The sequence below is a fragment of the Pseudolabrys sp. genome (assembly GCF_050250095.1).
In the GTDB taxonomy this organism is placed as follows: Bacteria; Pseudomonadota; Alphaproteobacteria; order Rhizobiales; family Xanthobacteraceae; genus Pseudolabrys.
Map to the genome: position 1 here is coordinate 107,505 of NZ_JBFWPH010000005.1, position 26,529 is coordinate 134,033.

19 protein-coding genes and 1 pseudogene are annotated in these 26,529 nt (G+C 66.6%); 9 read left to right on the top strand and 11 right to left on the bottom strand.

Features of this window, described 5'->3' with window-relative positions; all coding sequences use genetic code 11:
- Nucleotides 1-10 precede the first annotated feature (10 nt).
- Nucleotides 11-1,009: a hypothetical protein gene (locus tag AB7F10_RS16040; RefSeq protein ID WP_428562704.1), complete on the bottom strand. Its 999-nt coding sequence runs from the start codon at nucleotides 1,007-1,009 to the stop codon at nucleotides 11-13.
- 161 nt (nucleotides 1,010-1,170) lie between these two features.
- On the opposite strand from AB7F10_RS16040, the gene glmU reads away from it, so the two are divergent.
- From glmU to AB7F10_RS16055, 3 genes are all read left to right on the top strand, one after another.
- Nucleotides 1,171-2,520 (top strand): bifunctional UDP-N-acetylglucosamine diphosphorylase/glucosamine-1-phosphate N-acetyltransferase GlmU, encoded by a 1,350-nt coding sequence (gene glmU / locus AB7F10_RS16045; RefSeq protein WP_428562702.1) that lies wholly within the window; start codon nucleotides 1,171-1,173, stop codon nucleotides 2,518-2,520.
- 115 nt (nucleotides 2,521-2,635) lie between these two features.
- The gene (gene glmS, locus AB7F10_RS16050; RefSeq protein WP_428562700.1) at nucleotides 2,636-4,462 is read left to right on the top strand and encodes a glutamine--fructose-6-phosphate transaminase (isomerizing); all 1,827 of its coding nucleotides are present in this window, start codon (nucleotides 2,636-2,638) and stop codon (nucleotides 4,460-4,462) included.
- A gap of 10 nt (nucleotides 4,463-4,472) precedes the next feature.
- A complete protein-coding gene (locus AB7F10_RS16055) occupies nucleotides 4,473-5,243 on the top strand; it encodes a DUF502 domain-containing protein (protein ID WP_428562698.1) in 771 nt (256 codons plus the stop codon).
- Nucleotides 5,244-5,257: 14 nt separating this feature from the next.
- Here AB7F10_RS16055 and recG read toward each other — a convergent pair whose 3' ends face one another.
- On the bottom strand, nucleotides 5,258-7,354 hold the full coding sequence (recG, locus tag AB7F10_RS16060) for an ATP-dependent DNA helicase RecG (protein ID WP_428562696.1): 2,097 nt from the start codon (nucleotides 7,352-7,354) through the stop codon (nucleotides 5,258-5,260).
- A gap of 181 nt (nucleotides 7,355-7,535) precedes the next feature.
- Here recG and AB7F10_RS16065 point away from each other — a divergent pair, with 181 nt between their 5' ends.
- Both AB7F10_RS16065 and mfd read left to right on the top strand, forming a co-directional pair.
- Complete coding sequence (locus tag AB7F10_RS16065; protein WP_428562986.1) at nucleotides 7,536-7,862, top strand: succinate dehydrogenase assembly factor 2; 327 nt, start codon at nucleotides 7,536-7,538, stop codon at nucleotides 7,860-7,862.
- The gene (gene mfd / locus AB7F10_RS16070) at nucleotides 7,859-11,374 is read left to right on the top strand and encodes a transcription-repair coupling factor (RefSeq protein WP_428562694.1); all 3,516 of its coding nucleotides are present in this window, start codon (nucleotides 7,859-7,861) and stop codon (nucleotides 11,372-11,374) included. The genes AB7F10_RS16065 and mfd overlap by 4 nt, the downstream gene beginning before the upstream one ends.
- 134 nt (nucleotides 11,375-11,508) lie before the next feature.
- Here the strand turns inward: mfd and AB7F10_RS16075 are convergent, their stop codons facing one another.
- From AB7F10_RS16075 to AB7F10_RS16095, 5 genes are all read right to left on the bottom strand, one after another.
- The gene (locus AB7F10_RS16075) at nucleotides 11,509-12,624 is read right to left on the bottom strand and encodes an NAD(P)-dependent alcohol dehydrogenase (protein ID WP_428562692.1); all 1,116 of its coding nucleotides are present in this window, start codon (nucleotides 12,622-12,624) and stop codon (nucleotides 11,509-11,511) included.
- A gap of 9 nt (nucleotides 12,625-12,633) precedes the next feature.
- Complete coding sequence (locus AB7F10_RS16080; protein ID WP_428562690.1) at nucleotides 12,634-13,311, bottom strand: DsbA family oxidoreductase; 678 nt, start codon at nucleotides 13,309-13,311, stop codon at nucleotides 12,634-12,636.
- 39 nt (nucleotides 13,312-13,350) lie between these two features.
- A complete protein-coding gene (locus AB7F10_RS16085; protein ID WP_428562688.1) occupies nucleotides 13,351-14,607 on the bottom strand; it encodes a GGDEF domain-containing protein in 1,257 nt (418 codons plus the stop codon).
- 223 nt (nucleotides 14,608-14,830) lie between these two features.
- Nucleotides 14,831-16,306, bottom strand: coding sequence for an AMP-binding protein (locus tag AB7F10_RS16090; protein WP_428562686.1), 1,476 nt, complete (start codon nucleotides 16,304-16,306; stop codon nucleotides 14,831-14,833).
- A 13-nt stretch (nucleotides 16,307-16,319) separates the two neighbouring features.
- Nucleotides 16,320-18,023 (bottom strand): extracellular solute-binding protein, encoded by a 1,704-nt coding sequence (locus tag AB7F10_RS16095; RefSeq protein WP_428562684.1) that lies wholly within the window; start codon nucleotides 18,021-18,023, stop codon nucleotides 16,320-16,322.
- Nucleotides 18,024-18,438: 415 nt separating this feature from the next.
- Between AB7F10_RS16095 and AB7F10_RS16100 the strand changes: the two genes are divergently transcribed.
- Nucleotides 18,439-19,197: an invasion associated locus B family protein gene (locus AB7F10_RS16100; protein ID WP_428562682.1), complete on the top strand. Its 759-nt coding sequence runs from the start codon at nucleotides 18,439-18,441 to the stop codon at nucleotides 19,195-19,197.
- A gap of 73 nt (nucleotides 19,198-19,270) precedes the next feature.
- Here AB7F10_RS16100 and AB7F10_RS16105 read toward each other — a convergent pair whose 3' ends face one another.
- Complete coding sequence (locus tag AB7F10_RS16105; RefSeq protein WP_428562680.1) at nucleotides 19,271-19,732, bottom strand: cupin domain-containing protein; 462 nt, start codon at nucleotides 19,730-19,732, stop codon at nucleotides 19,271-19,273.
- Between the two features lie 106 nt (nucleotides 19,733-19,838).
- Between AB7F10_RS16105 and AB7F10_RS16110 the strand changes: the two are divergent.
- Nucleotides 19,839-21,402 (top strand): annotated as a pseudogene (locus AB7F10_RS16110) (winged helix-turn-helix domain-containing tetratricopeptide repeat protein).
- 29 nt (nucleotides 21,403-21,431) lie between these two features.
- On the opposite strand, the gene hspQ reads toward AB7F10_RS16110, so the two are convergent.
- Together hspQ and AB7F10_RS16120 are read right to left on the bottom strand one after the other, a co-directional pair.
- Nucleotides 21,432-21,773 carry a heat shock protein HspQ gene (hspQ, locus tag AB7F10_RS16115; protein WP_428562678.1) on the bottom strand — a complete coding sequence of 114 codons (342 nt, stop codon included), beginning with the start codon at nucleotides 21,771-21,773 and terminating at the stop codon, nucleotides 21,432-21,434.
- 48 nt (nucleotides 21,774-21,821) lie between these two features.
- A complete protein-coding gene (locus tag AB7F10_RS16120; RefSeq protein WP_428562676.1) occupies nucleotides 21,822-22,865 on the bottom strand; it encodes an HpcH/HpaI aldolase/citrate lyase family protein in 1,044 nt (347 codons plus the stop codon).
- Nucleotides 22,866-23,036: 171 nt separating this feature from the next.
- Between AB7F10_RS16120 and AB7F10_RS16125 the strand changes: the two genes are divergently transcribed.
- A complete protein-coding gene (locus AB7F10_RS16125) occupies nucleotides 23,037-23,999 on the top strand; it encodes an AEC family transporter (protein WP_428562674.1) in 963 nt (320 codons plus the stop codon).
- 110 nt (nucleotides 24,000-24,109) lie between these two features.
- Nucleotides 24,110-25,198, top strand: coding sequence for a CaiB/BaiF CoA transferase family protein (locus tag AB7F10_RS16130; protein ID WP_428562672.1), 1,089 nt, complete (start codon nucleotides 24,110-24,112; stop codon nucleotides 25,196-25,198).
- Here the strand turns inward: AB7F10_RS16130 and AB7F10_RS16135 are convergent.
- Entirely contained in the window at nucleotides 25,195-26,412 is a 1,218-nt protein-coding gene (locus AB7F10_RS16135) for a UbiH/UbiF family hydroxylase (RefSeq protein ID WP_428562670.1), read from the bottom strand. The genes AB7F10_RS16130 and AB7F10_RS16135 overlap by 4 nt on opposite strands.
- Nucleotides 26,413-26,529: the final 117 nt, after the last annotated feature.

The window sequence follows — 26,529 nt, forward strand, 5'->3', positions numbered from 1 at the left end:
CAAATCGCGATCAGCGCTGCGACAGCCGCTGGCCGGAGAACTGCGTCGGACGGCACGGCGCGCGGGCGGTGACGAGGATCATGCAGAGTTTGGTGGCGGCCTCGGTGCCGGCAATCGGTCCCGCGATCAGACGCAACTCGGGCACACCCGGTTTGCGCTCGCGGATCGAGACGACCGGCTGCAGATTGCCGAGCTGTTCGCCGAACTTCGCCTTGAGCCCCGACCAGTGAATGGTCAGCGCGTCGATCGAGCGCGCGCCGCCGAGATCGACGCCGAGAATCTGGTTGGCGCCGCGCGCTTCGGCATGCTCTTCGCGCAGTTTTTCGCTGTCCTGCTCCACGACGGAGCCGGTCGTCTCGCGGCCCGCGCGCGTCGGCGGCAAGGGGATGCCGCCCGGTGTCTCGATGCGCACCACCGGCGCGGTCGGCGCATCGGCGATGACGCCGGGCTTCGCCGCTTCGGGTGCCGAACTCTCGGACGGCGCGACCGCTGTCGTGTCCGGAGCGGTCAGGTCCGGTTTGCCGGTTGAGAGCGCGTGCGGCGCCGGCCAATTGGCCGGCGAGTTCGCCGGCACCGGGGGAATGGCGGTGAAGATCGTCATCGGCGGCACCGCGGGCGGCGCGGCGGCCGGTCGCTCAGCCGACTTTTTGACCGAGCCGGTGACGTCATCGAAATTGCGCTCGAGGCTGGCGAGGCGGTCGTTGAGCGTGTCGCGCTCGGCGTTGAGCGAATTGACCGTCTCGGCGAAGCGGCGCGCCAGCCGTTCGAACTCCGGCGGCGGCGCGGGGATCTGGGCGACGACCGGCGTCGCCCGCGCCGGCTCCTGGCCGGAGAAGGCGTGCTGAAGCCGCTGCGAACCGGTTTCGCTGTCCGCGGCGAAGATCACGCCGATCACGGCGATCAAGGCCACCGAGGCCCAGGCGGCGGAGCGGCGCAAGGTCGCGAAATCGATCTTCTTCAACGAATTCAATGAACCCAGCCAGTCGACGCGCGGCGATCCCGTTGGCATCTCGATCTCCGGTCGCGAATCGTTGAAAACATTACCAGAATCCGCGGGCGCTGGCTGGTCCCGGCGCGCCGGGAGGCGGGGTGGTTGTTGTCCGCGCCGCAGTTCGGCTATCAGGGCGCCGAAACGACACGCAGCCACCAGACACTCAACACGACGGGTTCATGACCGACCGCAGTTGCCTTGCCATCGTGCTCGCCGCCGGCGAGGGGACGCGCATGCGTTCGCGCCTGCCGAAGGTGCTGCATCGCATCGGCGGGCGCACGATGATCGCCCGCGTGCTCGACGCGGTGATGGCGGGCGGCGCGCGCGTCGCGGTGGTGCGCGGCCCCGATCATGCTGCGGTCGAGGACGAGGCGCGGCGCGTGGCGCCGGACGCATCGTTCTTCACGCAAACCGAGCGGCGCGGCACCGCGCATGCGGTGCTCGCGGCGCGCGAGGCGATCGCCAGGGACGCCGACGACGTGCTGGTGCTGTTCGGCGACACGCCGCTGGTGCGGCCGCAGATACTGGCCGCGTTGCGCGATGCGATTGCGAAGGGCGCGAGCGTCGCGGTGCTCGGCTTCCGTCCGGCCAGTCCCGCCGGCTACGGACGGCTGATCGTGCAGGGCGGCGAACTGATCGACATTCGCGAGGAGAAGGACGCGAACGCCGCCGAGCTTGCGATCGGTCTTTGCAACGGCGGATTGATGGCGCTCGACGGCAAGCGTGCGCTTCACATTCTCGACAAGATCGACGACGCGAATGCCAAGAAGGAATTCTATCTGACCCGCGCGGTTGCCATCGCGCGGCAGATGGGTTTGAAGGCAGTCGCTATCGATGCGGAGGAGGACGACGTGCGCGGCATCAACACCAAGACACAGCTCGCCGAGACCGAAGCCATCCTGCAACAGAAGCTGCGCGCGGCGGCGATGGAAGCGGGCGTCACGCTCGTCGCGCCGGAGACAGTGTTTCTGTCGGAAGACACCAAATTCGGCTCGGACGTCACCGTCGAGCCGTATGTCGTGATCGGTCCCGGCGTGCGCGTCGACGACGGCGCGACCATTCGCGCGTTCTCGCATCTGGAAGGCGCGCATGTCGGCAAGGGCGCGCGCGTCGGCCCCTATGCGCGGCTGCGGCCGGGAGCGGACCTCGGCGCGGATGTCCACATTGGCAACTTCGTCGAGGTGAAGGCCGCAACCGTCGAGGACGGCGCCAAGGCCAATCACCTGAGTTACATCGGCGATGCGCGCGTCGGCGCCGGCGCCAATGTCGGGGCGGGCACCATCACCTGCAACTATGACGGCGTTGCCAAGCACCGGACCGACATCGGGGCGGGCGCTTTCGTCGGCTCGAATTCGTCGCTGGTCGCGCCGGTCAAGATCGGGGACGGCGCCTATGTCGGCTCCGGCTCGGTCGTCACCAAAGACGTTCCGGCGAATTCGCTGGCTCTCGGGCGAGCCCAGCAAACCGTTAAGGAGGGTTGGGTGAAGCGCTTGCGCGAGCTGAAAAGTCTCGGCAAAAGCAAGGGCTGAGGGCGGGCTGCCGCCCTGTTACACGGCGAAACGGCTTGTGATTTCCCTTCCATCGTGAAGCTTGGAACAACCGGCGCCGCCGGCTGCGATTGCTCATCAGGGATTGCCAGAACGAATGTGCGGAATTGTCGGAATTCTCGGCAAGGGCGCGGTTGCCGATCACCTTGTCGACGCGCTGCGCCGGCTCGAATATCGCGGCTATGACTCCGCAGGCATTGCCGTCCTGAACGGCGGCGCGCTGGAGCGCCGCCGCGCGGTCGGCAAGCTCAAGGCGCTGGAAGCCCGGCTCGTCACCGAACCGCTGCCGGGCAATTCGGGCATCGGCCACACCCGCTGGGCGACCCACGGCAAGCCGAGCGAAAACAACGCGCATCCCCACCAGACCGAGCGCGTCGCGGTCGTTCACAATGGCATCATCGAGAATTTCCGCGAATTGCGCGAGCGGCTGACCGCCGCCGGCGTGACGTTCGGTAGCGACACCGACACCGAGGTGATCGCGCATCTCGTTACCGCGGAGATGAACACCGGCAAGACGCCGGTCGAGGCGGTGGCGGCGACGCTGAACCAGCTGCGCGGCGCCTTTGCGCTCGCCTTCCTGTTCTCCGGCGAGAACGACCTGATGATCGGCGCGCGGAAAGGCTCGCCGCTCGCGGTCGGCTACGGCACCGGCGAGATGTATCTCGGCTCGGACGCCATCGCGCTTGCGCCGTTCACCGACACCGTCAGCTATCTCGACGACGGCGACATGGCGGTGACGACCCGCAAGGGCGTCGAGGTGTTCGACGCGAAGGGACGCAAGGTCGAGCGCCCGATCATCAAATCGACCGCGTCGTCGCAACTGGTCGACAAGGGCAACCACCGCCATTTCATGGCGAAGGAAATCCACGAACAGCCGGAAGTGGTCGGCCACACGCTCGCGCATTACATCGACATGGCGAACGAGAGCATCGTGCTGCCGTTCGACCTGCCGTTCGATTTCAAGAAGCTCAAGCGGCTGTCGATCTCGGCCTGCGGCACCGCCTACTACGCGGGCCTCGTGTCGAAATACTGGTTTGAGCGCTTCGCGCGGCTGCCGGTCGAAATCGACATCGCGTCCGAGTTCCGCTATCGCGGCGCGCCGCTCGAGCCTGGCGATCTTGCAGTGTTCATCTCGCAGTCCGGCGAGACCGCCGACACGCTGGCGACGCTGCGCTACGCCAAGGAGCACCAGCAGAACATTCTTTCGGTCGTCAACGTGACGACCTCGACCATTGCGCGCGACAGCGACGTGGTGATGCCGACGCTGGCCGGCCCCGAGATCGGGGTCGCATCGACCAAGGCGTTCACCTGCCAACTCGCCGCGCTCGCCTGTCTCGCCGTTGCGGCGGGCCGCGCGCGGGGCGTGCTGTCGGAAGCCGACGAGCGCAAGCTGGTGCGCGCGCTGGTCGAGGTGCCGCGCCTGATGGCTGAGGCGCTGAAGCTCGAACCGCAGATCGAGAACCTCTGCCGCGATCTCGCCAAGAGCCGCGATGTGCTCTATCTCGGCCGTGGCACCAGCTTCCCGATCGCGCTCGAAGGCGCGCTGAAGCTGAAGGAAATCTCCTACATCCACGCCGAAGGCTATGCGGCGGGCGAACTCAAGCACGGGCCGATCGCGCTGATCGACGAAACAATGCCGGTGATCGTCATCGCGCCCTATGACCGGGTGTTCGAGAAGACGGTGTCGAACATGCAGGAGGTCGCCGCGCGCGGCGGCAACATCATTCTGGTGACCGACCCGCAGGGAGCGAAGGAGGCGGCCATCAAGTCGGTCTCGACGCTGACGCTGCCGGAGATGGCCTCCACCGTGACGCCGCTCGTTTATGCCATTCCGGTGCAGTTGATGGCCTATCACACGGCGATTGCACTCGGCACCGACGTCGACCAGCCGCGTAATCTCGCGAAATCGGTCACGGTGGAATAGGATCGCCCGCATGAGCGACCTGAGTTCACTGGCGCCCGATCCGCTAGGCGGCGATCCCGGCAAGCCGGCCGAACGGTCCGGCCTGATGGGGCGGCTGCGCACTTATTTCCTGACCGGACTTGTCGTCGCCGGACCGCTCGCGATCACCGCGTGGCTGATCTGGACGGTGGTCAACTGGTTCGACGATGTGGTGACGCCGCTGATCCCGCCGATGTACCGGCCGGAAAGCTACCTGCCGTGGCCGATCCCAGGCACCGGCCTTGTCGTCGCGCTGGTGGCGCTGACGCTCCTCGGCTTCCTGACCGCCAATTTTGCCGGCCGCAAATTCGTCGAGCTCGGCGAGGCGCTGCTGAACCGCATGCCGATCGTGCGGCCGCTCTACCGGACGACCAAGCAGATTTTCGAGACGCTGTTTTCGAAGTCCGGATCGAGCTTCCGCAAGGTGGCGCTGGTGCAGTTCCCGCAGCCGGGGATGTGGTCGCTGGTGTTCATTTCGACGCAGCCGAGCCCCGAGATCGCGCAGCACCTGCGCGGCGAGGATTACATCTCCGTGTTCCTGCCATGCACGCCGAACCCGACCACCGGATTTTTCTTCTTCGTGCAGCGCAAGGATCTGATCGAACTCGACATCAGCGTCGAGGCGGCGATGTCGCTCGTCATTTCCGCCGGCATGGTGCAGCCGGACGGCGGCGACGGCCAGAAGAAGCTTGCGGCGATGGCCGCGCAGGCGCGCGCGACACAGGCGGCGAACGTCGCAAAGACAATCGACCCGGTGGGTTGAACCCCGGTTTCCCGCTAGCCGGCCTGCAGCAGCCGGATCGCTTCGTCTTTCTCAAACAGGTAGAGCAGATGGCGCAGCGCCTGGCCGCGCTCGTCGTCGAGACGGGCGTCGCGCTGCAAGGCGAGCGCGGCGTCGTCGCGCGCCGCGCCAAGATATTTTCCGTGCGTTTCGAAGCGCACGAGGCGATAGCCAGGCATGCCGCTCTGCCGCGTGCCGAGCAGGTCGCCTTCGCCCCGCAACCGCAAGTCCTCGTCCGCAATGCGAAAGCCATCCTCCGTCTCGCGCATGATGGCGAGCCGCGCTTTCGCGCTGTCGCCGAGCGGCGTGGCGTGCAGCAGAAGGCAGGTCGAGGCGCCCGAGCCGCGCCCGATCCGGCCGCGCAGCTGGTGCAACTGGGCAAGGCCGAAACGTTCGGCCTGCTCGATCACCATGATGGTGGCCTGCGGGACATCGACGCCGACTTCGATCACGGTGGTGGCGACGAGGAGCCGGGTCTCGCCGGCGCTGAAGGCCGCCATCGCGGCGTCCTTCTCCGCGCCCTTCATGCGGCCGTGGACGAGGCCGACCTTGCCGCCGAACTGCTTGCGCAGCGCCGCGTAACGCGCGTCCGCCGCGGCGAGATCGGTCTTCTCGGACTCTTCGACCAGCGGGCAGACCCAGTAGACCTGCCGGCCATCCTTGAGCGCGCGGCCGACCGCATCCTCAACTTCGCCAAGCCGCTCCAGCGACACGACGCGGGTGTCGATCGGCTTGCGTCCGGCCGGCTTCTCGCGCAGTTCCGACACGTCCATGTCGCCGTAATAGGTGAGCACCAATGTGCGCGGAATCGGCGTCGCCGTCATCACCAGCACGTCGACCGCTTCGCCCTTGGCGGTGAGCGCGAGCCGCTGGTGCACGCCGAAGCGGTGCTGCTCGTCGACGACCACCAGCGCGAGATCGTGAAAGGCGACGTCGTCCTGAAACAGCGCGTGGGTGCCGATCAGGATGTCGATGTCGCCGAGCGCGAGGCGGTCCAGAATGGTTTCGCGCTCGCGGCCGCGCTCGCGTCCGGTCAGGATCGCGACACGCAGCCCGGCGGCTTCGGCGAGCGGCGCGATGGTTTTCAAGTGCTGGCGCGCGAGGATTTCGGTCGGCGCCATGATCGCGGCCTGCCGGCCGGCCTCGTTCACGGTCGCCGCGGACAACAATGCCACCACCGTCTTGCCGGCGCCGACATCGCCTTGCAGCAGCCGTAGCATCCGCACCGGCTGGGCGAGATCGGCGACAATTTCGTCGAGCGCGGCCTGCTGCGAGCGGGTAAGCGAATAGGGCAGCGCGCCGATGATCTTGCCGCGCAGGCGGCCTTCCGCCGCGCTGCCGCGCCCCGCGGGGCGGCGCAGATGCGCGCGCACAGCCATGATCGCAAGCTGGCCGGCCAGCAGTTCGTCATAGGCAAGCCGCGTCCAGGCGCGGCTTTCGGGTTGAAGGTCGGAAGGGTCGGCCGGGCGGTGCAGCGTGCGCAGCGCCTCGGCGAAGGCGGGAAAGCGCTCGCGCGACAGCCAGGCCTCGTCCTGCCATTCCGGCAGGTCGGGCAGGCGGGCGAGCGCGCCGTCCATCGCGCGGCGGACATTGCCGTGCGCGAGACCCTCGGTGAGCGGATAGACCGGCTCGACCAGCGGCATTCTGGCAAGCCCGTCCTCGTCGACGATGCGGTCCGGATGCACCATCTGCAGCATGCCGTCGTAAAGCTCGCAGGTGCCTGAGACGTAGCGCAGCGATCCTTCCGGCAGCAGCTTCTCGAGATAATCGCGGCGGGCGTTGAAGAAGGTGAGCGTGATGTCGCCGGTGTCGTCGGAGGCGTAGACGCGGTAGGGCGCGCGCGAGCGGTGCGACGGCGGCGCGCGATGCGCGCCGATGGTGACGGCCACGGTGACGACCTTGCCCGGCTCGACGTCGCGCAGCTTTGGCCGTGAGCGCCGGTCGACCGCGCCGGACGGGAGATGAAACAACAGATCGACGACCTTGGGTGTTTCGGTATCGAGCAGCCGCCGAAACAGGGCTTCGATCTTCGGACCGATACCCGGCAGGCTCGTCAGCGCGGCAAACAACGGGTTGAGGGCGGGCGGGCGCATGGGTGCTCATAGTCGCAAAATTCTCGGCGTCATGCCCGGCCTTGTGCCGGGCATCCACGCCTTCTTCGAAGCGGAAAAGACGTGGATGGCCGGGACAGGCCCGGCCATGACATTTGGAATATCAACCTCTATACAACCCGCGCCCGGCCATAGCCCGTCGAAGACGGGCGTGAACGCCCTGATGCCCGGGCTATCGGCATTTGCGGAAAGCGAACGAAACGTGACGGCACGGTCGAGCGAGGGTCTGGACGAACGGCGGCGCAAGATGTTGTTCCGCGCCTGGCATCGGGGCTTGCGCGAGGCCGACCTGATCCTCGGCCGCTTTGCCGACGCGCATCTGGCTACGCTCGACGACATGGAACTCGCGCAGTTCGACCGGCTGCTCGAAGCGCCGACCCGCGACATCGTTTCCTGGGTGATGGGTGAATTTACGCCACCGCCGGAGGACGACACGCCGCTGTTCCGCCGGCTGTGCGAGTTCTATGCGCTGAAGGGGCAGGCGGAATGAGCGCGACGTCTCCCGCGGCGCTTTTGAAGGCCGGACGCCCGCTGACGCTCGCCCATGTCGCGGACGGCGCCGAGGGGCTGGCGCTCGCCGATCTGGCGCGCGCCATCGCCGCCAAACCCGGCGCGCCGGCCACCAGCCTGATGGTGATCTGCCGCGACGGCCAGCGCATGCAGGCGCTCTCGCGCGCGCTCGGCTTCTTCGCGCCGGACATCGCGCTCGCCGAATTTCCGGCCTGGGATTGCCTGCCTTACGACCGCGTCTCGCCGCATGCGGCGATCGTCGCGCAGCGCATGACCGCGCTGTCGCGGCTCTCCCGCATCACCGGCCGCGATCGGCCGTCGATCCTGCTCACCACCGTCAACGCTGCGCTCCAGCGCGTGCCGACGAAGGATTATGTTGCCAAGCAAGCGCTCTCGGTTGCGCCCGGCCATGTGCTCGGCATGGCGAGCATCATCGAGTGGCTTGAACTCAACGGCTTCATGCGCGCCTCGACGGTGCGCGAGCCGGGCGACTACGCGGTGCGCGGCGGCATCCTCGACCTTTACGCGCCGGGGATGGACTGGCCGGTGCGGCTCGACTTCTTCGGCGACGCGCTGGAGACGATCCGCACTTTCGATCCCCAGACGCAGATCAGCGAAGGCCAGTTGAGCGCGCTCGATCTCGTGCCGGTGTCGGAATTCCAGCTCGTTACCGAAACCATCCGGCGTTTCCGTACCGGCTATGTCGCGCAGTTCGGCGCCGCAACGCCCGGCGATATTCTGTACGAGTCCGTGAGCGAGGGCCGCCGCCATCCCGGCATGGAGCACTGGCTGCCGCTGTTCCATACCGCGATGGGGACGCTGTACGACTACGTGCCCGGCACGCCGGTCGCGCTGGAGCCGCTGGCGGACGACGCCGCGCGCGAGCGGCTTGGCCAGATCAGCGACTATTACGAGGCGCGCCGCGAAGCGCCGCTCGACAGCGCGAGCCCGCCTTACAAGCCGCTGCCGCCGGACCGGCTCTATCTGCCGGAAGCCGAGTGGAACGAACGGCTCGACGCCGTGCCGCTGGCGCGGCTCTCGTCCTTCGCGGTGCCGGACGCCGCCGACGTGATCGACATCGGCGCCAAGCAGGGCCGCAATTTCGCCGCCGAGCGCGCCGAACCGAACGCCAATGTGTTCACCGCCGTCGCCAAGCACATTTTCGATCAGCAGGCCGCCGGCAAGCGTGTCGTCGTCGCGCTGTGGAGCGAGGGCGCGCGCGACCGCATGAGCCATGTGCTCGCCGACCACAAGCTCCACAATCTCGCCAATGTCGGCTCGTGGGCGCAGGCGCTCGCTTTGCCGAAAACGAGCGTCGGCCTCGCCGTGCTCGGCATCGAAACCGGCTTCGAGACTGACGGCGTCGCCGTCATCAGCGAGCAGGACATCCTCGGCGACCGGCTGGTGCGGCCGCGCCGCGCCTCGCGCCGGGCCGAGAATTTCATCGCCGAAGCGACCAGCCTGTCGACCGGCGACCTCGTCGTCCACGTCGATCACGGCATCGGGCGTTTCGTCGGCTTGCAGACCATTCAGGCCGCCGGCGCGCCGCACGATTGCCTCGAAATCCACTACGCGGAGGAGGCGAAGCTCTTCCTGCCGGTCGAGAACATCGAACTGCTGTCGCGCTACGGCTCCGAGCAGACCAATGTCGAACTCGACCGGCTCGGCGGCACCGGCTGGCAGACCCGCAAGGCGCGGATGAAGAGCCGCATCCGCGAGATCGCGGGTGAGCTCATCAAGATCGCGGCGGAGCGGCAGTTGCGCGAGGCGCCGCGCTTCACGGCGGCGCAGGGTGCCTATGACGAATTCGCCGCCGGCTTTCCTTACGACGAGACCGAGGACCAGCAGGCGGCGATCGACGCGGCGCTGTCCGATCTCGCCGCCGGCAAGCCGATGGATCGCCTCGTGTGCGGTGACGTCGGCTTCGGCAAGACGGAAGTGGCATTGCGGGCCGCCTTCGACGTCGCCATTGCCGGGCGGCAGGTCGCGGTGGTAGTGCCGACCACGCTGCTCGCGCGCCAGCACTACAAGACTTTTTCGGAGCGGTTCCGCGGCTTCCCCGTGCAGGTCGCGCAGGCCTCGCGCCTCGTGCCGGCTGCCGAACTAACGAAAACGAAACAGGGTCTCGCCGACGGCACGGTCGATATCGTCGTCGGCACCCACGCGCTCTTGGGCAAGGCGATCAAGTTCAAGGATCTCGCGCTGATCATCGTCGACGAGGAGCAGCATTTCGGCGTCAACCACAAGGAACGGCTGAAGCAGCTTCGCTCCGAAGTCCATGTTCTGACGCTGACGGCGACGCCGATCCCGCGCACGCTGCAGCTGGCGCTCACCGGCGTCCGCGACCTGTCGCTGATCGCCTCGCCGCCGGTCGACCGTCTCGCGGTGCGCACCTTCGTTGCGCCGTTCGATCCGTTGATGGTGCGCGAGGCGCTGTTGCGCGAGCGTTATCGCGGCGGCCAGTCGTTCTATGTCTGCCCGCGCATCGAGGATCTCGCCGGCGTCAAGGACTTCCTCGACAAGAACGTGCCGGAGGTGAAGGTCGCGGTCGCGCACGGGCAGATGCCGCCGACCGCGCTCGACGACATCATGAGCGCCTTTTACGACGGCAAGTTCGACGTGCTGCTGTCGACCACGATCATCGAGTCCGGCCTCGATATCCCGACCGCCAACACATTGCTGGTACATCGCGCCGACATGTTCGGCCTCGCGCAACTCTACCAGTTGCGTGGACGGGTCGGCCGCTCGAAGCTGCGCGCCTATGCGCTGTTCACGCTGCCGGCGGCGCAGAAGATCACGCCGCAGGCGGAGCGCCGGCTGAAGGTGCTGCAGTCGCTCGACACGCTCGGCGCCGGCTTCCAGCTCGCCTCGCACGATCTCGACATTCGCGGCGCCGGCAACCTGCTCGGCGAGGAACAGTCCGGCCACATCAAGGAGGTCGGCTTCGAACTGTACCAGCAAATGCTGGAGGAGGCGGTGACGAGCCTGAAGGCCGGCATCACCGCGCCGGTCGCCGACCGCTGGTCGCCGCAGATCACGCTCGGCACGCCGGTGCTGATCCCCGATGAGTATGTGGCGGACCTGTCGGTGCGACTGTCGCTCTATCGCCGGCTGTCCGATATCGACGACGAGCGCGAGATCGACGCTTTCGCGGCCGAACTTGCCGACCGCTTCGGTCCGCTGCCCGAGGAGGTCGATCACCTGTTGCAGGTGGTGACCATCAAGACGCTGTGCCGCCGCGCCAATGTCGACAAGATCGACGCCGGGCCGAAGGGCCTCGTGCTGTCGTTCCGCGACAACAGCTTCGCCAATCCGGAAGGGCTGATCGCCTATGTCCGCGAGCGCGGCACCGAGGCAAAAATCCGCAACGACAAGTCGGGACAGAAACTCGTGCTGCTCGACGACTGGCCGCGGCCGATCCAGCGGCTCAAGGGCACGATGGAGATTTTGCGCCGGCTTGCGGCGATCGCGGAACAGGCGAGGGCGGCTTAGGCTCGATGCGCTGCGGTGTCATGCCCCGCGCAGGCGGGGCATCCAGTAGTCTCAAGCCATCGGAAATCGTACCACTTGCGTTTACTGGATCATCCGCCTTCGCGGATGATGACAGTCAGCGATTGTAATGGCCGCTATAGCTGCGGCATCCTGATAATCGGCTTGATGGTCTGCCCGGAGGCGGACTCCGCCGCCGCGCGGTTGATATCGGCGAGGTCGTAGAACGTCGCCATCTTCTCGACCGGAAAGCGGCCGGCCATGATGTGCTCGACCAGGTGCGGGATGAATGTCTGCGGGATGCTGTCGCCCTGCATCACGCCGCGCACGACGCGGCCTTCCTGAAGGAACTGCATGTCGAACGAGGCGTCGGTGCCGCGCCGCGCGCTGCCGAGCAAAACGCAGGTCGCGGACGGCATCAGGCACTCGATCGCTTCGCGGAACACGGCCGGCACGGCGGATGTCTCCAGCGAATAGCGAACGCCCGCGCCGGTGATGCGCTTGATCTCCGCCACCACTTCGTCGCGGCCGGAATGGTCGATGGTGTGCGTCGCACCGAATTCGCGCGCCAGCGCCAGCCGATGCTCGTGCACATCGACGGCGATGATCGGATCGCAGCCGGCGATCTTCGCCGCCAGCAGGCCGGACAGACCCACCGCGCCGACGCCGAACACCACGAAACTGTCGCCGGGGCTCGGCTTCATCACGTTGAGCACCGCGCCTGCGCCGGTCTGCCCGCCGCAGGCGAGCGGTCCGAGCAGTTCGAGCGGCGCGTCGCTGCGCACCTTCACGGCATATTGCTCGTTGGCGATGCTGAAACTGCTGAACGAGGATTGCTGGAAAAACGCCGAATAGACCGGCTTGCCGTCTTGAGACGAATGAATGGTCGAGCCGTCGCGCCGCACGCCGTTCATCTTCAGTTTGTAGGCGTCGAGGCAATACATGTTCATGCGCGCGCGGCAGTTCGGACACTCGCCGCAGGATGGATAGGACATGACGACATGGTCGCCGGCTTTGAATTTAGTGACCTTGCTCCCGGTCGCGCGGACGATACCGGCGCCTTCGTGGCCGAACACCGCCGGATAGGGCGTTGCGTAATAGCCGTCGCGGCCATGCAAGTCGGTCGCGCACATGCCCGAGGCGACAACCTCGACCAGCAATTCATCGGGGCGCGGATCCTCGATCCGCAGCCGCTCGATGTTGAACGGGCCGGAGCGTTCGCGGACCACCGCGGCGGTGATGTCGGTCGGCACGGGGACGGCTTACTCGGCGGCTTGCGTTTTGTTCTGTTCGTCCGACACACGCTGGATCGCGTCGGCGAGATATTCCGGCGCCTGCGCGCCGGACACCGCCAGCATGCCGCCGAAGATGTAGCAGGGCACGCCCTCGATGCCGGCTTCCTTGGCGGATTGCGCCTCGCGGGTGACGGCCTCGACGTCCTTGTCGCTCTCGAGGTCGGCGCGCACCTGGGCGGCGTCGAAGCCGCAATCGACCGCTGCCTGCACCAGCGTGTCGCGCTTCGTCAGGTCGGCGCCTTCCGTGAAATACATCTCCATCAACCGCTGCTTCATCTGAGCGGCGTTGCCGCGCTCGGCCGCCCAGCGGATCAGCCGGTGGCAATCGGTGGTGTTGGGCTGATTGCTGAGTTTTTGCGAATCGTAGACGAGGCCTTCCTGCTTGGCCGCCATGCCGACTCGCTGGGCGATGCCGTGATAGCGCTCGACCGATCCGAACTTGGTCGTGAGATATTGTTCGCGCGACATGCCCTCGCGCGGAATCCAGTCGTTGAGGAAGTAGGGGCGCCAGTGAATCTCGACCGGAATCTCCGGCTTCAGCGCTAGCGCCTTCTCGAGGCGGCGCTTGCCAATAAAGCACCACGGGCAGACGACATCGGAGACGACGTCGATGCGAACGGGCTTTGCGGACGATGCGGCGGACATGAGGCTCACTCCTTGTTCGGAGTGAGCCTAGGCGCTCGGCTATTCGGCGGCAACCGTCTGCGCGCCGGCAATGCGGGCCATCAGCGTGTCGATGCTGTCATTGGCCTTCATCGCTGCGAGCGTGACGTTGGCGGTCACGGGAAGGTGACCGGGACCGGCCATGCCTTTTTTCAGCGCGCCGGCCAGCCGACGGGCGACGACCTGAGCCTCGTAGAGATCGGTCTGCGTGAAGGCGACCAGCAGCGCGCCGTCGTCGTCGCGTCCGGCGAAGTCGATGTTGCGGATCAGGCGGGTCGCGAGCCGCGCGCCGTCGAGCTGCGTGCGACGGTCGTGCGCGTCGAAGGCAAAGCGCGCGACCGACAGCGCCTGGCTCTGCTTGTTGGCCTCCGACATCGCCTTGGTGAGTTCGGCCCAGAAGCCGTTCTGCGCCATCAGGCCGGTCTCGGGATCGAACATGCCTTCGGTCTCGAGCGCCTTGAGCATGCGGTTGAGCCGGATTTCGAGCGCGTTGAGCCGCACGCGCGGCACCATGTGCGCCACGACGCGCGACGGATCGCCGGTGACGAGATCGACATTGCTCATGTCATGCGCCATGTCGGGCAGCTCGTCGCCCAGCACGGCGATCGGGATGTCGCGGTATTTCGGCTCGCCGGAGAGCACGGTGAGGAACGCCTCGACCATGCGCGGGTTGAGGCCTTCGGCGATCACGACGCCGTTGATGTCGTGGGCCGAGAGGTTCTGCGCGGCGGCCTCGACGCTGAGCGCCCCGATCATCTTGACGCGGTTCGCCCAGGCGACGCTCAGCGCCGGATAGGTCTGGCCGCGTCCCATGATCATCACGGTCGCTTCTTCCAGCGCATCACCGACCGGCAGCGCCGGCAGCCGGCCGGAGTTTGCGCCATAGGTTTCGATCCGGCGCAACACGGTCTGGTGCAGCGCGCGAACACGCAGAGCGCGGCGCAGCCGCGCAAGCAGACGGTCTTCCGGGCCGTTCATGTCGACGGGAATGGCGATCGGCACCGCGGCGTCGTCTTCGCCGGCGGTCAGCGCGACAACGGGAATGATGGCGCCGGTCGAGGTCGCGATCTGGAGGCAGAGCATGCGCGCGCCGGTCTCGCTCGGCGGCGTCCCCGGTTCGGCGACGACGACGGCGTTCGGCTTGACGGCGACCAGCGCGGTCGGCGCATCGGCCCATTTGGTCTCGACGACCGGGAAGGCCCCGGCCTCTCGTAACAGTTCGACGAGATGAGCCGCCGGCTGTTCGGCGACGACGATCAACGGGCCTTGTAAAGACATGGGGGTACGCTTGGTTACGCTACGCACGGGTTACAAAACACGGCGCGACAATACGTCCCGGCGATTAGCGTCCCGTTAACGCAAAGGGCGCAACTGCCGCGGTCAGGCGGCGTCCGCTCCGTTTTGCGCGGCGAGAGTCTGATTCACCTCGTTGAATCAGACTCGTCGCCATCTTCTTGTAAGGGCATGATCTTGTCCGAAAACCGGTGTCCACTTTTCGGGATTATGCCCCAAAGGCCCCGGTTATCAGGGCGTGGCTGCCCTGTTCGGCGAGCAGCGCGCGGACGGTCTCGCCATCCTCCGCCGCGCCGGCGAGGCGCTGGCCGGTCAGGGCGTTCGGCAAGACGGCAATGGTGGCGTCGCCGAACAGGCTCGCAGTGGTCTCGATCTCACTGCGGGCGAGGCGGTAGCCGCCGATGCCGACGAGGTCCGATGGCGGCGCGGTCACGGTGACGCTTTCGTCGCGCGGCTCGAACCGGCAGCGGTAGCCGGTGGCGACCACGCCGCCGAAACGGCGGTCGAGGCGGGGGCGGTCGTCGTCCGACGCGCCCGGCGCAAGGTCGGCGGTCGCGACCATCGCCCCGCTCAGCGCGAGAACGCCGTCATCGTTTCGCGATAGCCGCAAAGCGGCGCTCGATTGCAGCGGCGAAGGCGCTTCGCCACGTCGCCGTGCGGTATAGACAATGCCAAGCTCGCCAAAACAGGCCGCGTCGATCAGCGCCGGGCTTTCATGCCACGGCGCGGCTCCCGTCAGCATGTCAGGCGCGCGCCACAGCGCGACGACCTGGCGAATGTCGGGTAGCGAGAAGAAGCCGGCGTCGGACAGCGGCTCGAGCAATGGACCCGGCACGACGAGGGTGCCGCAATGGCGTTCGCCGGTCTGCATGATGAAGGTTTCGGGATCGAAGCCGTGATGCAGATGCAGGGTGCCGCCTTGCGTCAGCCAGGGCAGCAGCGTCAGGGCGATGCCGGCGAAGGAAGTCGGCGGCGTCGCGGACAATAATGAGGGCGGCGCATCACCCGCCGTGAGCGGCGGCTTTGCGGCGAGCAATTCGGCGTGGCTGCGCGCGACCGGCACGGGGCCACGCGCCGTGATCTCCCAGGTGATCGCCGCGACGTGACGGGCGGCATCGCCGTCGCGCGGTAGCGCCGGCACGGTCACAGCATTGACCGCACTCAGCAGCGGATCGAGCGACACGATGCCGTCGGGCAGCCGTTCGCCGAAGCCGCACACAAAGCGGACCGGGAACAGGTCGGCCGCCGCCTGCATCGCGGTTTCCGCCGCCACATAGGCCTCGGCGCGGGTCGTGGTGATCAGAACCTTGGCGCCGACCTGCGTCAGCGCGGCAACGATATCGGCCTTGCGCCACAACAGCGGCAACGGCGCGGCGATCATCCCGGCGCGCAGGATGCCGAGGAAGGTCAGAACGTTTTCGACCGTGTTCGGAAGCTGGTAAGCGACGACAGCGTCGGCGGGCAGATCGAACTGGCGCAGCGTGTTCGCAATGGCCGACACGGCGCGGTCGGCCTCGGCGAAGGTAAACCAGCGCGCCTCGACGCCGTCGATGGTATGGCGGTCCGGCGGATCGGCCAGCGCGATGATGTCGGCGTGGCGAACGCCGGCGCGGCGGAACAGGCCGTCGAGCGTATCCCGCGGATGCGCCGCATCGCCGGCCGCCTTGCCGTCACCGAGAATCATGGCCCGCGCCCCGTCATTTCGAATCGCCCCGCCACCATGTTTCCGGAAGATAGCCGAACAGCGAGGTTTGCGAGGGGTGCCTGATCGCTGTCCACCGGGCAATCCATTGGCCGGGCAGGTGGTAGAGCGGGATGACGTAGAAACCGGACATCAGCACGCGGTCGAGCGCGCGCACCGCAGCGACGAAGTCCTCGCGCTCGGTCGCCGCCAGCAGCGCGCCAATCATGGCGTCGATCGCTTTCGACTTGACGCCCATGTAGTTGCGGCTGCCGTCCTGGCTCGCGGCTTCCGAGCCCCAGTAGAAGCTCTGCTCGTTGCCCGGCGATAGCGACTGCTCCCAGCGGTACTCCATCATGTCGAAATCGAAGGCGATACGGCGGCGCTCGAACTGCGTCGCGTCGATCGAGCGCACCTGCATGGTGACGCCGACACGCTTGAGCTGGTTGGCGTAAGCGAGCGCAACGCGCTCCTGTTCGCGCGTCATCGCCATGAATTCGAAGCGGAACGGCTGGCCGCCGTCGCGCGCGACGAGCTGCGTGCCCTTGAGGACGTAACCGGCCTCCTCGAACAATGCGAGCGCGCGGCGGCGCAATGTGCGGTCGCGGCCGGAACCGTCACTTTTCGCTGGCGACCAGCGGCCCTCCATCACATCGGCGCGCACTGCATCGGGGAAGGGTGCGAGGAGCTTGCGTTCGGCATCGCTCGCGGGGACGCCGCGCGCCGAGAGTTCGGAGCCGTCGAAATAACTGCCGGTGCGCCGGTAGAGATCGAAAAAGAAATTGTGGTTGATCCATTCGAAGTCGAACAGCGTCAGCAGCGCCTCGCGCACACGGATGTCGGCGAACAACGGCCGGCGCGTGTTGAACACATAGCCGAGCATGCCCTTGGGTAATCCATACGGGAACGTCTCCTTGACGACCTTGCCCTGACGCGCGGCGGGAAAATCGTAAGCAGCCTGCCAGCGGTTGGGGTCGAGTTCGGTGCGAACGTCGTAGAGGCCTTTCTTGAAAGCCTCGAGATGGGTATTGCCGTCGCGGTAATAGTCGAAACGGATCTCGTCGAAGTTCCACAGCCCGCGATTGATCGGCAGATCGCGGCCCCAATAGTCAGGATCGCGGCGGAAGGTCACACTGTCGCCGGGCTTCACCTCGGTGACGGTATAAGGACCGCTGCCGAGCGGCGGCTCGAAACTGGTGTCCTCGAATTTTTCCGAATCGATGGCGTGGCGGGCGAGCACCGGCATCAGGCCGAGGATCAGCGGCAGCTCACGGTCGTCGGCGCCGGTGAGATCGAAACGCACCATGCGGCCGTCGGCGGTCACCGATTTCACCTTGGAATAATACAGGCGATGATTGGGTCGGCCGCGATCGCGCAGCAGTTGCCATGAAAAAATCACGTCCTGCGCGGTGACGGCGCGGCCGTCCGAGAACCGCGCCGCCGGGTTGAGCTCGAAGGCGACGTAGCTGCGCGTCGGATTGGTCTCGACCGAACGGGCAAGCAGGCCGTAAAGGGTGAAGGGCTCGTCGTAGCCGCGGGCGAGCAGGCTCTCGATGATGTAGCCGCGGATGTTCTGAGCCGGCAGCCCCTTGACGATCAGCGGATTGAGACTGTCGAAGGTGCCGAGCACGCCTTGCGTCAGTCGGCCGCCTTTGGGCGCCTGCGGATTGGCGTAGGTCGGGTGGCTGAAACCGGGCGCCCAGGCGGGCGTCCCATGCATCGCGATGGCGTCGTGCCGCCCGGCGGCCCGGACGGGTCCGCCGAAGGGCAAGCCGGAGAACAACCCCGTCGCGGCCAGACCCTTCAGGACGGTCCTGCGGGTTGCCGCCGGTGCGGTACTCTCTGGCGCGGCGCACGCGCTATCGGCCTGCGGTTTGGGCAAATGACGATTCGGTCCGGTTTGCCGCAACCTATCACAGACATTCGTGACACCGGCCGGGCGAGGATATGGCCCGTTGCGCGGGGTTTTGCGCGAACGGAGCGGCATATGATGGCTTTATCGGGCGCGGGATTTCGGCTATCAGGCTGCCACGTCGCGTCACGCTGCTGCCGTATTTGCCGCCGACAGAGCCGGCAGTCCGGTGGCCTCCTTGCGGGGCGGTGGTGGGGCGCGGACAGACAAAAGGAACAGATTGATGATTGACGAGATCGCGTCGGTCCGCGCTGCGGGCAAGGCGCTTGCCGCGACAGTCTTGCTCGGCTTTGCGCTGACGGCCACCGTGGTCCCGCCGACCGATGTGATGGCGCAGACCAAGCCGGCGGATACCAAGAAGCCGGCCGCCAAGCCCGCCCAGAAGCCGGCGCAGGCGCAACCCCAGGCGCAGGCTGCGCCACCGGCCGGAGCCGACCAGCAGCCGCAGCTGATGTATTCGCCGTGGATCAAGATCTGCAACAAGAACCAGCAGGATCCGAACGCGAAGGAAGTCTGCGTCACCGCCAAGGACGGCCGCCTCGAGAACGGCATGCCGGTCGCCGCCGTCGCGGTGATCGAGCCGAAGGGCGTCGACAAGAAGCTGATCCGCGTGACCGTTCCGCTCGGCATGCAGCTGCAGCACGGCACCCGCATGATCATCGATCAGGAACAGCCGATGCAGGCGCCGTACTTCATGTGCTTCCCCAACGGCTGCATGGCCGACTACGAGGCGAGCAACGACCTGATCACCAAGCTCAAGAAGGGCAAGCAGCTCACCGTGCAGGCGATCAACATGCACGGCACGCCGATCAGCCTGCCGCTGCCGCTCGTCGATTTCGCGAAGGCACATGACGGCCCGCCGACCGATCCGAAGGTGTTCGAGGAGCAGCAGCGCAAACTGCAAGAGGAACTGCAGAAGAAGGCCGAAGAGGCCCGCAAGAAACTCCAGGCGCAGCCGCCGGCCGAGGCGCCGAAGCAGTAACGCGCGACACGCAACGAGAATCCAAAAGGCGCGGCTTCGAGCCGCGCCTTTTTATTTGCGCGCTGGCCGGCACCTACGCGCGCGTCGTCAGGGTCGAGAGCTGATCGGTGTCGTAGCGGTTTCGCAGATCCGCGAGCGCTTTGGGATCCGGCGACCCCTGCGCCGCGAGGCTGGCGAGTTCCTCGAAATAATGCTCGTGGCCGGGCGGCGAGACGGTCATCAGCACGCGGGCCGGCTTCTCGCTGACATTGGTGATGTTGTGCGGCACCCCGGGCGGGATGAACAGGAAGGTTCCGGGCGTTGCGCGGAACGTCTTGTCGCCGACATGCCACTCGCACTCGCCCTCGAGCACGTAGAAGGTTTCCTCCTGCACTCGGTGAACATGCCGTCCGGTGACGAACCCGGCCGGGATCGTCCAGTCGAACATGCTTGTGTGCCGGGTGTTCTCGCCGGTGACGAGGAAGGTCATGGGGTGGCCACGCAGCATCACTCCCTTCGTCTCGTCGGGCATGCGGATGACGGCTTCTGCGCTCATGTGATCCTCCGTTGATCAAGTGCTGTTCAGCAAGCACCTGCGCAACATCGGCCGGCGGGGCCGGGAAGTCGTGAATCCGTTCCCAAAAATCTGCTAAAAGCGTCACATGACAGCAAGGGACGACCTTTATCAGTTCGGCCCGTTCCGCCTCGACCCGGAGGCGGGCATTCTGTACCGGGGGGCTGAGCCGACCATGCTCGGGCAGCGCGCCGTCGCGCTGCTGCGCCGGTTGCTTGAAAGCGCGGGCGTGCCGGTCTCCAAGGACGCGCTGGTTGAAGCGGGATGGGGCGGACTGGCGGTTGCCGATAACAACCTGACGGTTCAGATTGCGGCCCTGCGCCGGGTGCTGGCCGACACCACGAATGGCGAGAGCTGGATCGAAACCCTGCCGCGCCGCGGCTATCGCTATATCGGACCGACCGTGGCGACCGATGTGTCCGATGCCTCGGCCGCCGCCCGTGCCGTGTCGGCGCCGGCATTGCCCGAGAAGCCTTCCGTCGCGGTCCTGCCGTTCTCGAACCTGAGCGGCGATCCGGAGCGGGACTACTTCACCGACGGGATGGTCGACGACATCATCACCGGACTTGCGCGAATAAACTGGCTCTTCGTCATCGCGCGAAACTCGACCCTCATCTACAAGGGTCGCGCCGTGGACGTGAAGCAGGTCGGCCGCGAACTGGGTGTGCGATATGTCCTCGAAGGCAGCGTTCGCAAGGCCGGGGATAGCGTGCGCGTGACCGGACAGATGATCGATGCTCTGAGCGGAGCGCATGTGTGGGCCGAACGCTTCGACCGCAGCGCGGGAGACATTTTCGCGCTTCAGGACGAGATCGCGCAGTCGGCGGTCGGCGCAATCGCGCCGAGCGTGCGGAAAGCGGAAATCGAGCGCGTCAGGCGAAAACGCCCTGACAGTCTCGATGCCTACGATCTTGTGCTGCGGGCACAGCCCGATGTCGATTCAGGAATGCCGGAGCAGGTGACGAGGGCGCTGGTGCTGCTTGAACGCGCGATCGCGCTCGACCCCGCCTATGCGCTGGCGCACGGCAACGCCGCGATGTGTCATCATTGCCTGTTCCTTCGGTCCGGCTTGCAGGAGATCAACCGCGCAGCTTCGATCCGCCACGCGCGATCCGCCATCGTTCACGGGCAAGACGATGCGCTCGCGCTGACATGGGCCGGATTTTCCATCGGCATGCATGCGCACGACCGCGCGGCCGGATTTGCGGCCTTGGAAGCGGCCCTCGCCATCAGCCCGTCATCAGCGCTGACCTATATTCTTGGTAGCGTCATTCTCGGATGGGGCGGTGAAGCGGAGCGCGCGATCGAATGGAGCGAACGGGGAGTTCGGTTAAGCCCGTTCGATTCATGGGCTTGGGCCGCATTCGATGCGCAAGCGATGAGCCATTTGCTGCGCGGCCGTTACGAGGAAGCGTGCCGCGCCGCCTACAAGTCGGTTCAGGCGAACCCGGCACACAGCATCACCTATGTGCAATTGGCGGCAGCGCTGGCCAAGCTCGAACGGCTGGACGAAGCGAGGGCGGCTGCCGCTCGCGTGCTCGAGCTTCAACCGGCCTTTCGTTACAGCCGACAATTCGCCGGGGTGAACTGTGCGCCCGGCGCTCGCAGAGGCCCTTGGCGGTGCGCTACGGGATGCGGGACTGCCGGAGTAGCCCGGCGTTCGCGCGCAAGCTGACGGTGGCTAATTCAACGTCGCGTTGCGCGGGCGCAGCGCGCCGTCTTTCGACTTCTCGAAGAAGTCCGCGATGTCCGGATGGCGCACCGGCTTGCCGGAATCGTCCGGCAGCAGGTTCTGCTCCGACACATAGGCGATGTATTCGGTTTCCGCGTTCTCGGCGAACAGGTGATAATAGGGCTGATCCTTGCGCGGCCGGGACTCGGCCGGGATCGACTCCCACCATTCCTCGGTGTTGGCGAATTCCGGGTCGATATCGAAAATGACGCCGCGGAACGGGTACAGGCGGTGCTTGACCACCTGGCCGATCTGGAATTTCGCCGTCCGCATCTTGTTCGTGTCGTTCATGGCAACGTCAGATAGTCCGGCCGGGCCGAAAATTCCAGAGGGACTCTTTTAGAGCCCGTAGCGCTTGCCCATCGCGGGGTCTTTCGCCGCCACCAGACGGGCAAGATCGAGCAGCACCTTGGCCTGTTTCCAGGTGGCGTCGTCCTGCATCTTGCCGTCGATCATCACCGCGCCGGCGCCGTCCGGCATCGCCTCGACGATCCGGCGGGCGAAGGCGACCTCGTTCTCGTCGGGCGAGTAGACGCGCTTGGCGATGTCGATCTGGCTGGGATGCAGCGACCACGCGCCGACGCAACCCATCAGGAAGGCGTTGCGGAACTGCGCCTCGCAGGCGGCGGGGTCGGCGAAGTCGCCGAATGGGCCGTAGAACGGCTTGATGCCGGCCGCCGCGCAGGCGTCCACCATTTTTGCAATCGTGTAGTGCCACAGGTCCTGTTGCGCCGACGGGCGGCTGCCGCCGTCCGCGCCCGCGTCGGCGAGCACGCGATAATCGGGATGGCCGCCGCCGACCCGCGTGGTCTTCATCGCGCGCGACGCGGCGAGGTCGGCCGGGCCGAGGCTCATGCCGTGCATGCGCGGCGAAGCGGTGGCGATCGCTTCCACGTTGTTGACGCCCTGCGCGGTTTCCAGAATGGCGTGGATGAGGATCGGCTTCTTGACCGCGTGACGCGCCTCAAGCTGCGCCAGCAACTGATCGAGATAGTGGACGTCCCAGGGACCGTCGACCTTCGGCAGCATGACGACATCGAGCTTGTCGCCGACCGCGCCGACGATCTCGATGACGTCATCGAGCGCCCAAGGGGAGTTGAGCGCGTTCATGCGCACCCAAAGCCCGGTCGCGCCGAAATCGGTCGCCTTCGCCATCTCGATGAAGCCGCGGCGCGCCGCCTCCTTGGCGTCGATCGGGATCGCGTCCTCCAGATTGCCGAGCACCACATCGACCTGTTTCGCCAGCTCGCCGGCCTTGGCGCGCAGCTTCTCGACATGCGGCGGCAGGAAATGGATCATGCGCTCGAGCCGGACCGGCAAGTCGCGCAAGGGGCTAGGCGCGCCGATGGCGAGCGGCTGGAAGAACTGGCGCGGCAGTTTCATCGCTGGAGCGTCCCCTGGAAAAACCGTTCCTTCAATTGGCCGGGAGCTTTCAATTGGTCAAGCAGCCGTTTAGAGGAATGCCGGCCGGACGCCAAGGGCGGTTCAATTACCCCTTTGGGGTGTCCGTTTCGACCGCCGACGGCTTCAAATAAAGGCGCACCGGACCGACCGATGCTCGACGTCATCAATCTCGCGCTGCCGTTTTTCGGGCTGATCTTCATCGGCTTCGCCTGCGGCCGGCTGAAGCAGATTCCCGACACCGCGCTCGGCTGGATGAATTTCTACATCATCTATGTGTCGCTGCCGGCGCTGTTCTACCGGATCCTGGCGCAGACCCCGTTGGAACAGCTCGCCCAGATCGACTTCATCTTCGCTACCACGCTGGCGACCGGCTGGGCTTTTGCCTTTTCCTTCGGCGTCGTGATGCTGGTGCGGCGCGGCCATATCGGGCAGGCGACGATCGGCGCGCTCGCCGGCAGCTACGGCAATATCGGTTATATGGGCCCGGGCCTCGCGCTGTCGACGCTCGGCCCGCAGGCCGCTGCGCCCGTCGCGCTGATCTTCTGTTTCGACACGCTCTTGCTGTTCACGCTGGTGCCGTTCCTGATGACGCTGTCCGGACAGCGGCAGGCCGGCTTCTTCTCCATCGCGCGGACCGCGCTGACGCGGATCGTCACCAATCCGCTGGTGATCGCCTCGGCGCTCGGGGCGTTGTCCGCTGCGCTGCATTTCCAGCCGCCGATCGCGCTCGAACGGCTGATGCAGTTCCTGCAGAATTCGGCCGCACCCTGCGCGCTGTTCACGCTCGGCGTGACGGTAGCGCTGAGGCCGTTGCAAAAGACGCCGTGGGAAGTGCCGACGCTGGTTGGCCTCAAGCTCATCGTTCACCCGGTCATTCTGTTTCTGCTGCTGTCGCTGATGGGGACCTTCGACCCGCTGTGGGTCGCAACCGCGATCCTGATGGCGGCGCTGCCGCCGGCGCTCAATGTGTTCGTGTTCGCGCGGCAATACGACACCTGGGTCGAGGAAGCCTCGAGCGCCGTGCTGGTCGGCACGCTGGTCTCGGTCGTCACGCTGACGAGCGTGATGTGGATGGTGAAAACCAATAACCTGCCGCAACTGCTGTTCCGCTAGGGTCTGATTCAACTCCGTTGAATCAGACCCGTCGCTTGTTTCTTATGAGGGCATGATCTTGTCCGAAAACCGGCTTCCACTTTTCGGGATCATGCCCTGAGGGCTTTCCGATGCAGCCGCTCGCAGGTCTGACGGTTCTCGACTTCTCGACCCTGCTGCCGGGGCCGCTTGCCGCGCTGATGCTGGCGGAAGCGGGCGCCGAGGTCATCAAGATCGAACGGCCGGGCGGCGAGGACATGCGCAGCTTCCCGCCGCTGTGGGACGGCGAGAGCGCGGTCTACGCGATGCTCAATCGCGGCAAGACGCGGCTGACGCTCGACCTCAAGAGCGAAGCGGACCGAGCGCGGCTCGAACCGCTCATCAAACGCGCAGACATTCTGATCGAACAGTTCCGGCCCGGCGTGATGGAGCGGCTTGGGCTGGGCTTCGACGCCGTCCACGGGCTCAACCCGAAACTGATCTACTGCTCGATCAGTGGCTATGGCGCGGCCGGGCCGCGCGCGCAGGAGGCCGGGCACGACATCAACTACATCGGCGCGACCGGCATGCTGGCTTTGCAGGCAGCGGAGCATCCCGTGGTGCCACCGATGCTCGCCGCCGATATCGCTGGCGGCAGTTTTCCGGCGGTGATCAATATTTTGTTGGCGCTGCGCACCCGCGACCGGAGCGGCAAGGGCTGCCGCATCGACATCGCGATGACCGATGCGATGTTCACGTTCGGATGGTACGCGATGGCGCTCGGGCTCGCGGCCGGGCGCTTTCCCGGTCCCGGCGAACTCGCGCTCGCCGGCGGCTCGCCGCGCTACCAGATCTATCCGGCGAAGGACCGCCGGCTCATTGCCTGCGGCGCGCTGGAGCAGAAATTCTGGAATGCTTTCACACGCGCGATTGGATTGCCGCCTGAGCTTGCCGACGACCGTCGCGATCCGGCAGCGACCCGCGCCGGCGTCGCGCGTCTGATCGCGGCGAAGACTTCCGAGGAATGGCGGCCGGTTTTCGCCAAGGCGGACTGCTGCGCCAGCGTGATCGCCTCGCTCGAAGAAGCGATGCGCGATCCGCATTTCGTCGAACGCGGATTGTTCGACCACAAGCTCGAGAACGAGGCCAGCCGCCGGATTTCCGCGCTGCCGGTGCCCATCGCCGAACAGTTTCGCGACGGACGCGCGACGGTAAAGCGCGCGCCCGGAAAAGACGACTAGATTGCTTCGCCGCGCATCAACCGCGGCTGCGAGGCCGACGGCATCACGCCTTCGCGCATCATGGCGCGGCGCAGCGGCCCGATCCGGTCCATGAGATAGAGACCGAGGCCGCGCGCGCCCTGCGCGGGCAGCAAGTCGCTCAGCAGCGAACGATTGAGCAGGTCGATGGCGAGCGTGCGGCTGCCGACATCGGCGCTGCGCCGTTCGTGATAGCGCGCCAGCACGTCCTCGCCGCCGATGTCGTCGCCGGTGCGATGGGCATCGGCGGCAAGCTCGCCGATGGTGGCGGCATCGCGCAGGCCGAGGTTCAGCCCCTGCGCGCCGATCGGCGGCACGACATGGGCGGCTTCGCCGACCAATGAGATGCGCTTTGCGCCGAACCGCCGTGCGGTCGAAACCGACAACGGAAACATGCTCCGGCCGGGATCGAGCGTGACCTTGCCGAGGATCGAATGCGCGCGGCGCTCGATCTCGGCGGAGAGTTGCGCGTCGTCGAGCGCCGCGATGTCATTTGCCTCGCGCGGGTCGAGGACCCAGACGAGGCTCGACCGGTTGCCCGGCAGCGGAACCAGGGTGAACGGTCCGGAGCGGGTATGAAACTCGGTCGAGGTGTCGCGGTGCGGGCGCGTATGCGTGAAGGTGACGGTGAGCGCCGCCTGCGGATAGTCGCGCGTATCGACGCCGATGCCGGCCGCCTCGCGGCAGACCGATTTACGCCCGTCCGCGCCGACCACGAGCGCGGCCGAATAGCGACGTCCGCCGCCGGTGACGATCGCAACCTGATCGGGACCGCAATCGAGTGCGGCGACGGTGTCCTCGATGACCGTCAGGGAGGGCACGTCGCGCGCCCGCCGTTCCAGCGCCGCGACAAGCTTTGCGTTTTCGATGTTGTGGCCGAAGGCCTCGAGGCCGATTTCACCGCAGTCGAAGGCGACCTCCGGCGCGCGCCACAGCCGCCCGGTGTCGTCGACGATGCGCATGACACGAAGCGGCGCGGCGTTGCCCTGCGCCATATCCCAGGCATCGAGCGCCCGCAGGGCGTTGACCGAGCCTGCCATCAGCGCGGTGGTGCGGTTGTCGGTCCGGCTGTGCGGCGGGGCGATCAGCACCGTCGCAATGCCGGACGACGCAAGCGCGATGGCGGCGGTCAGCCCGGCGGGGCCGCCGCCGGCCACGACCGCGTCCGTCCGCACATGATCGGCATCCTGCTGCATCGCTCCGCCACCCGGGTTTCGCTCAAATCTCGCTATCATGACCAGCGAATTTGGGCGAGGCCGCCCGGTATGCGATAGAGCCGGAATGAGCCGGATAGCCAGCGACGATCCTCAGGC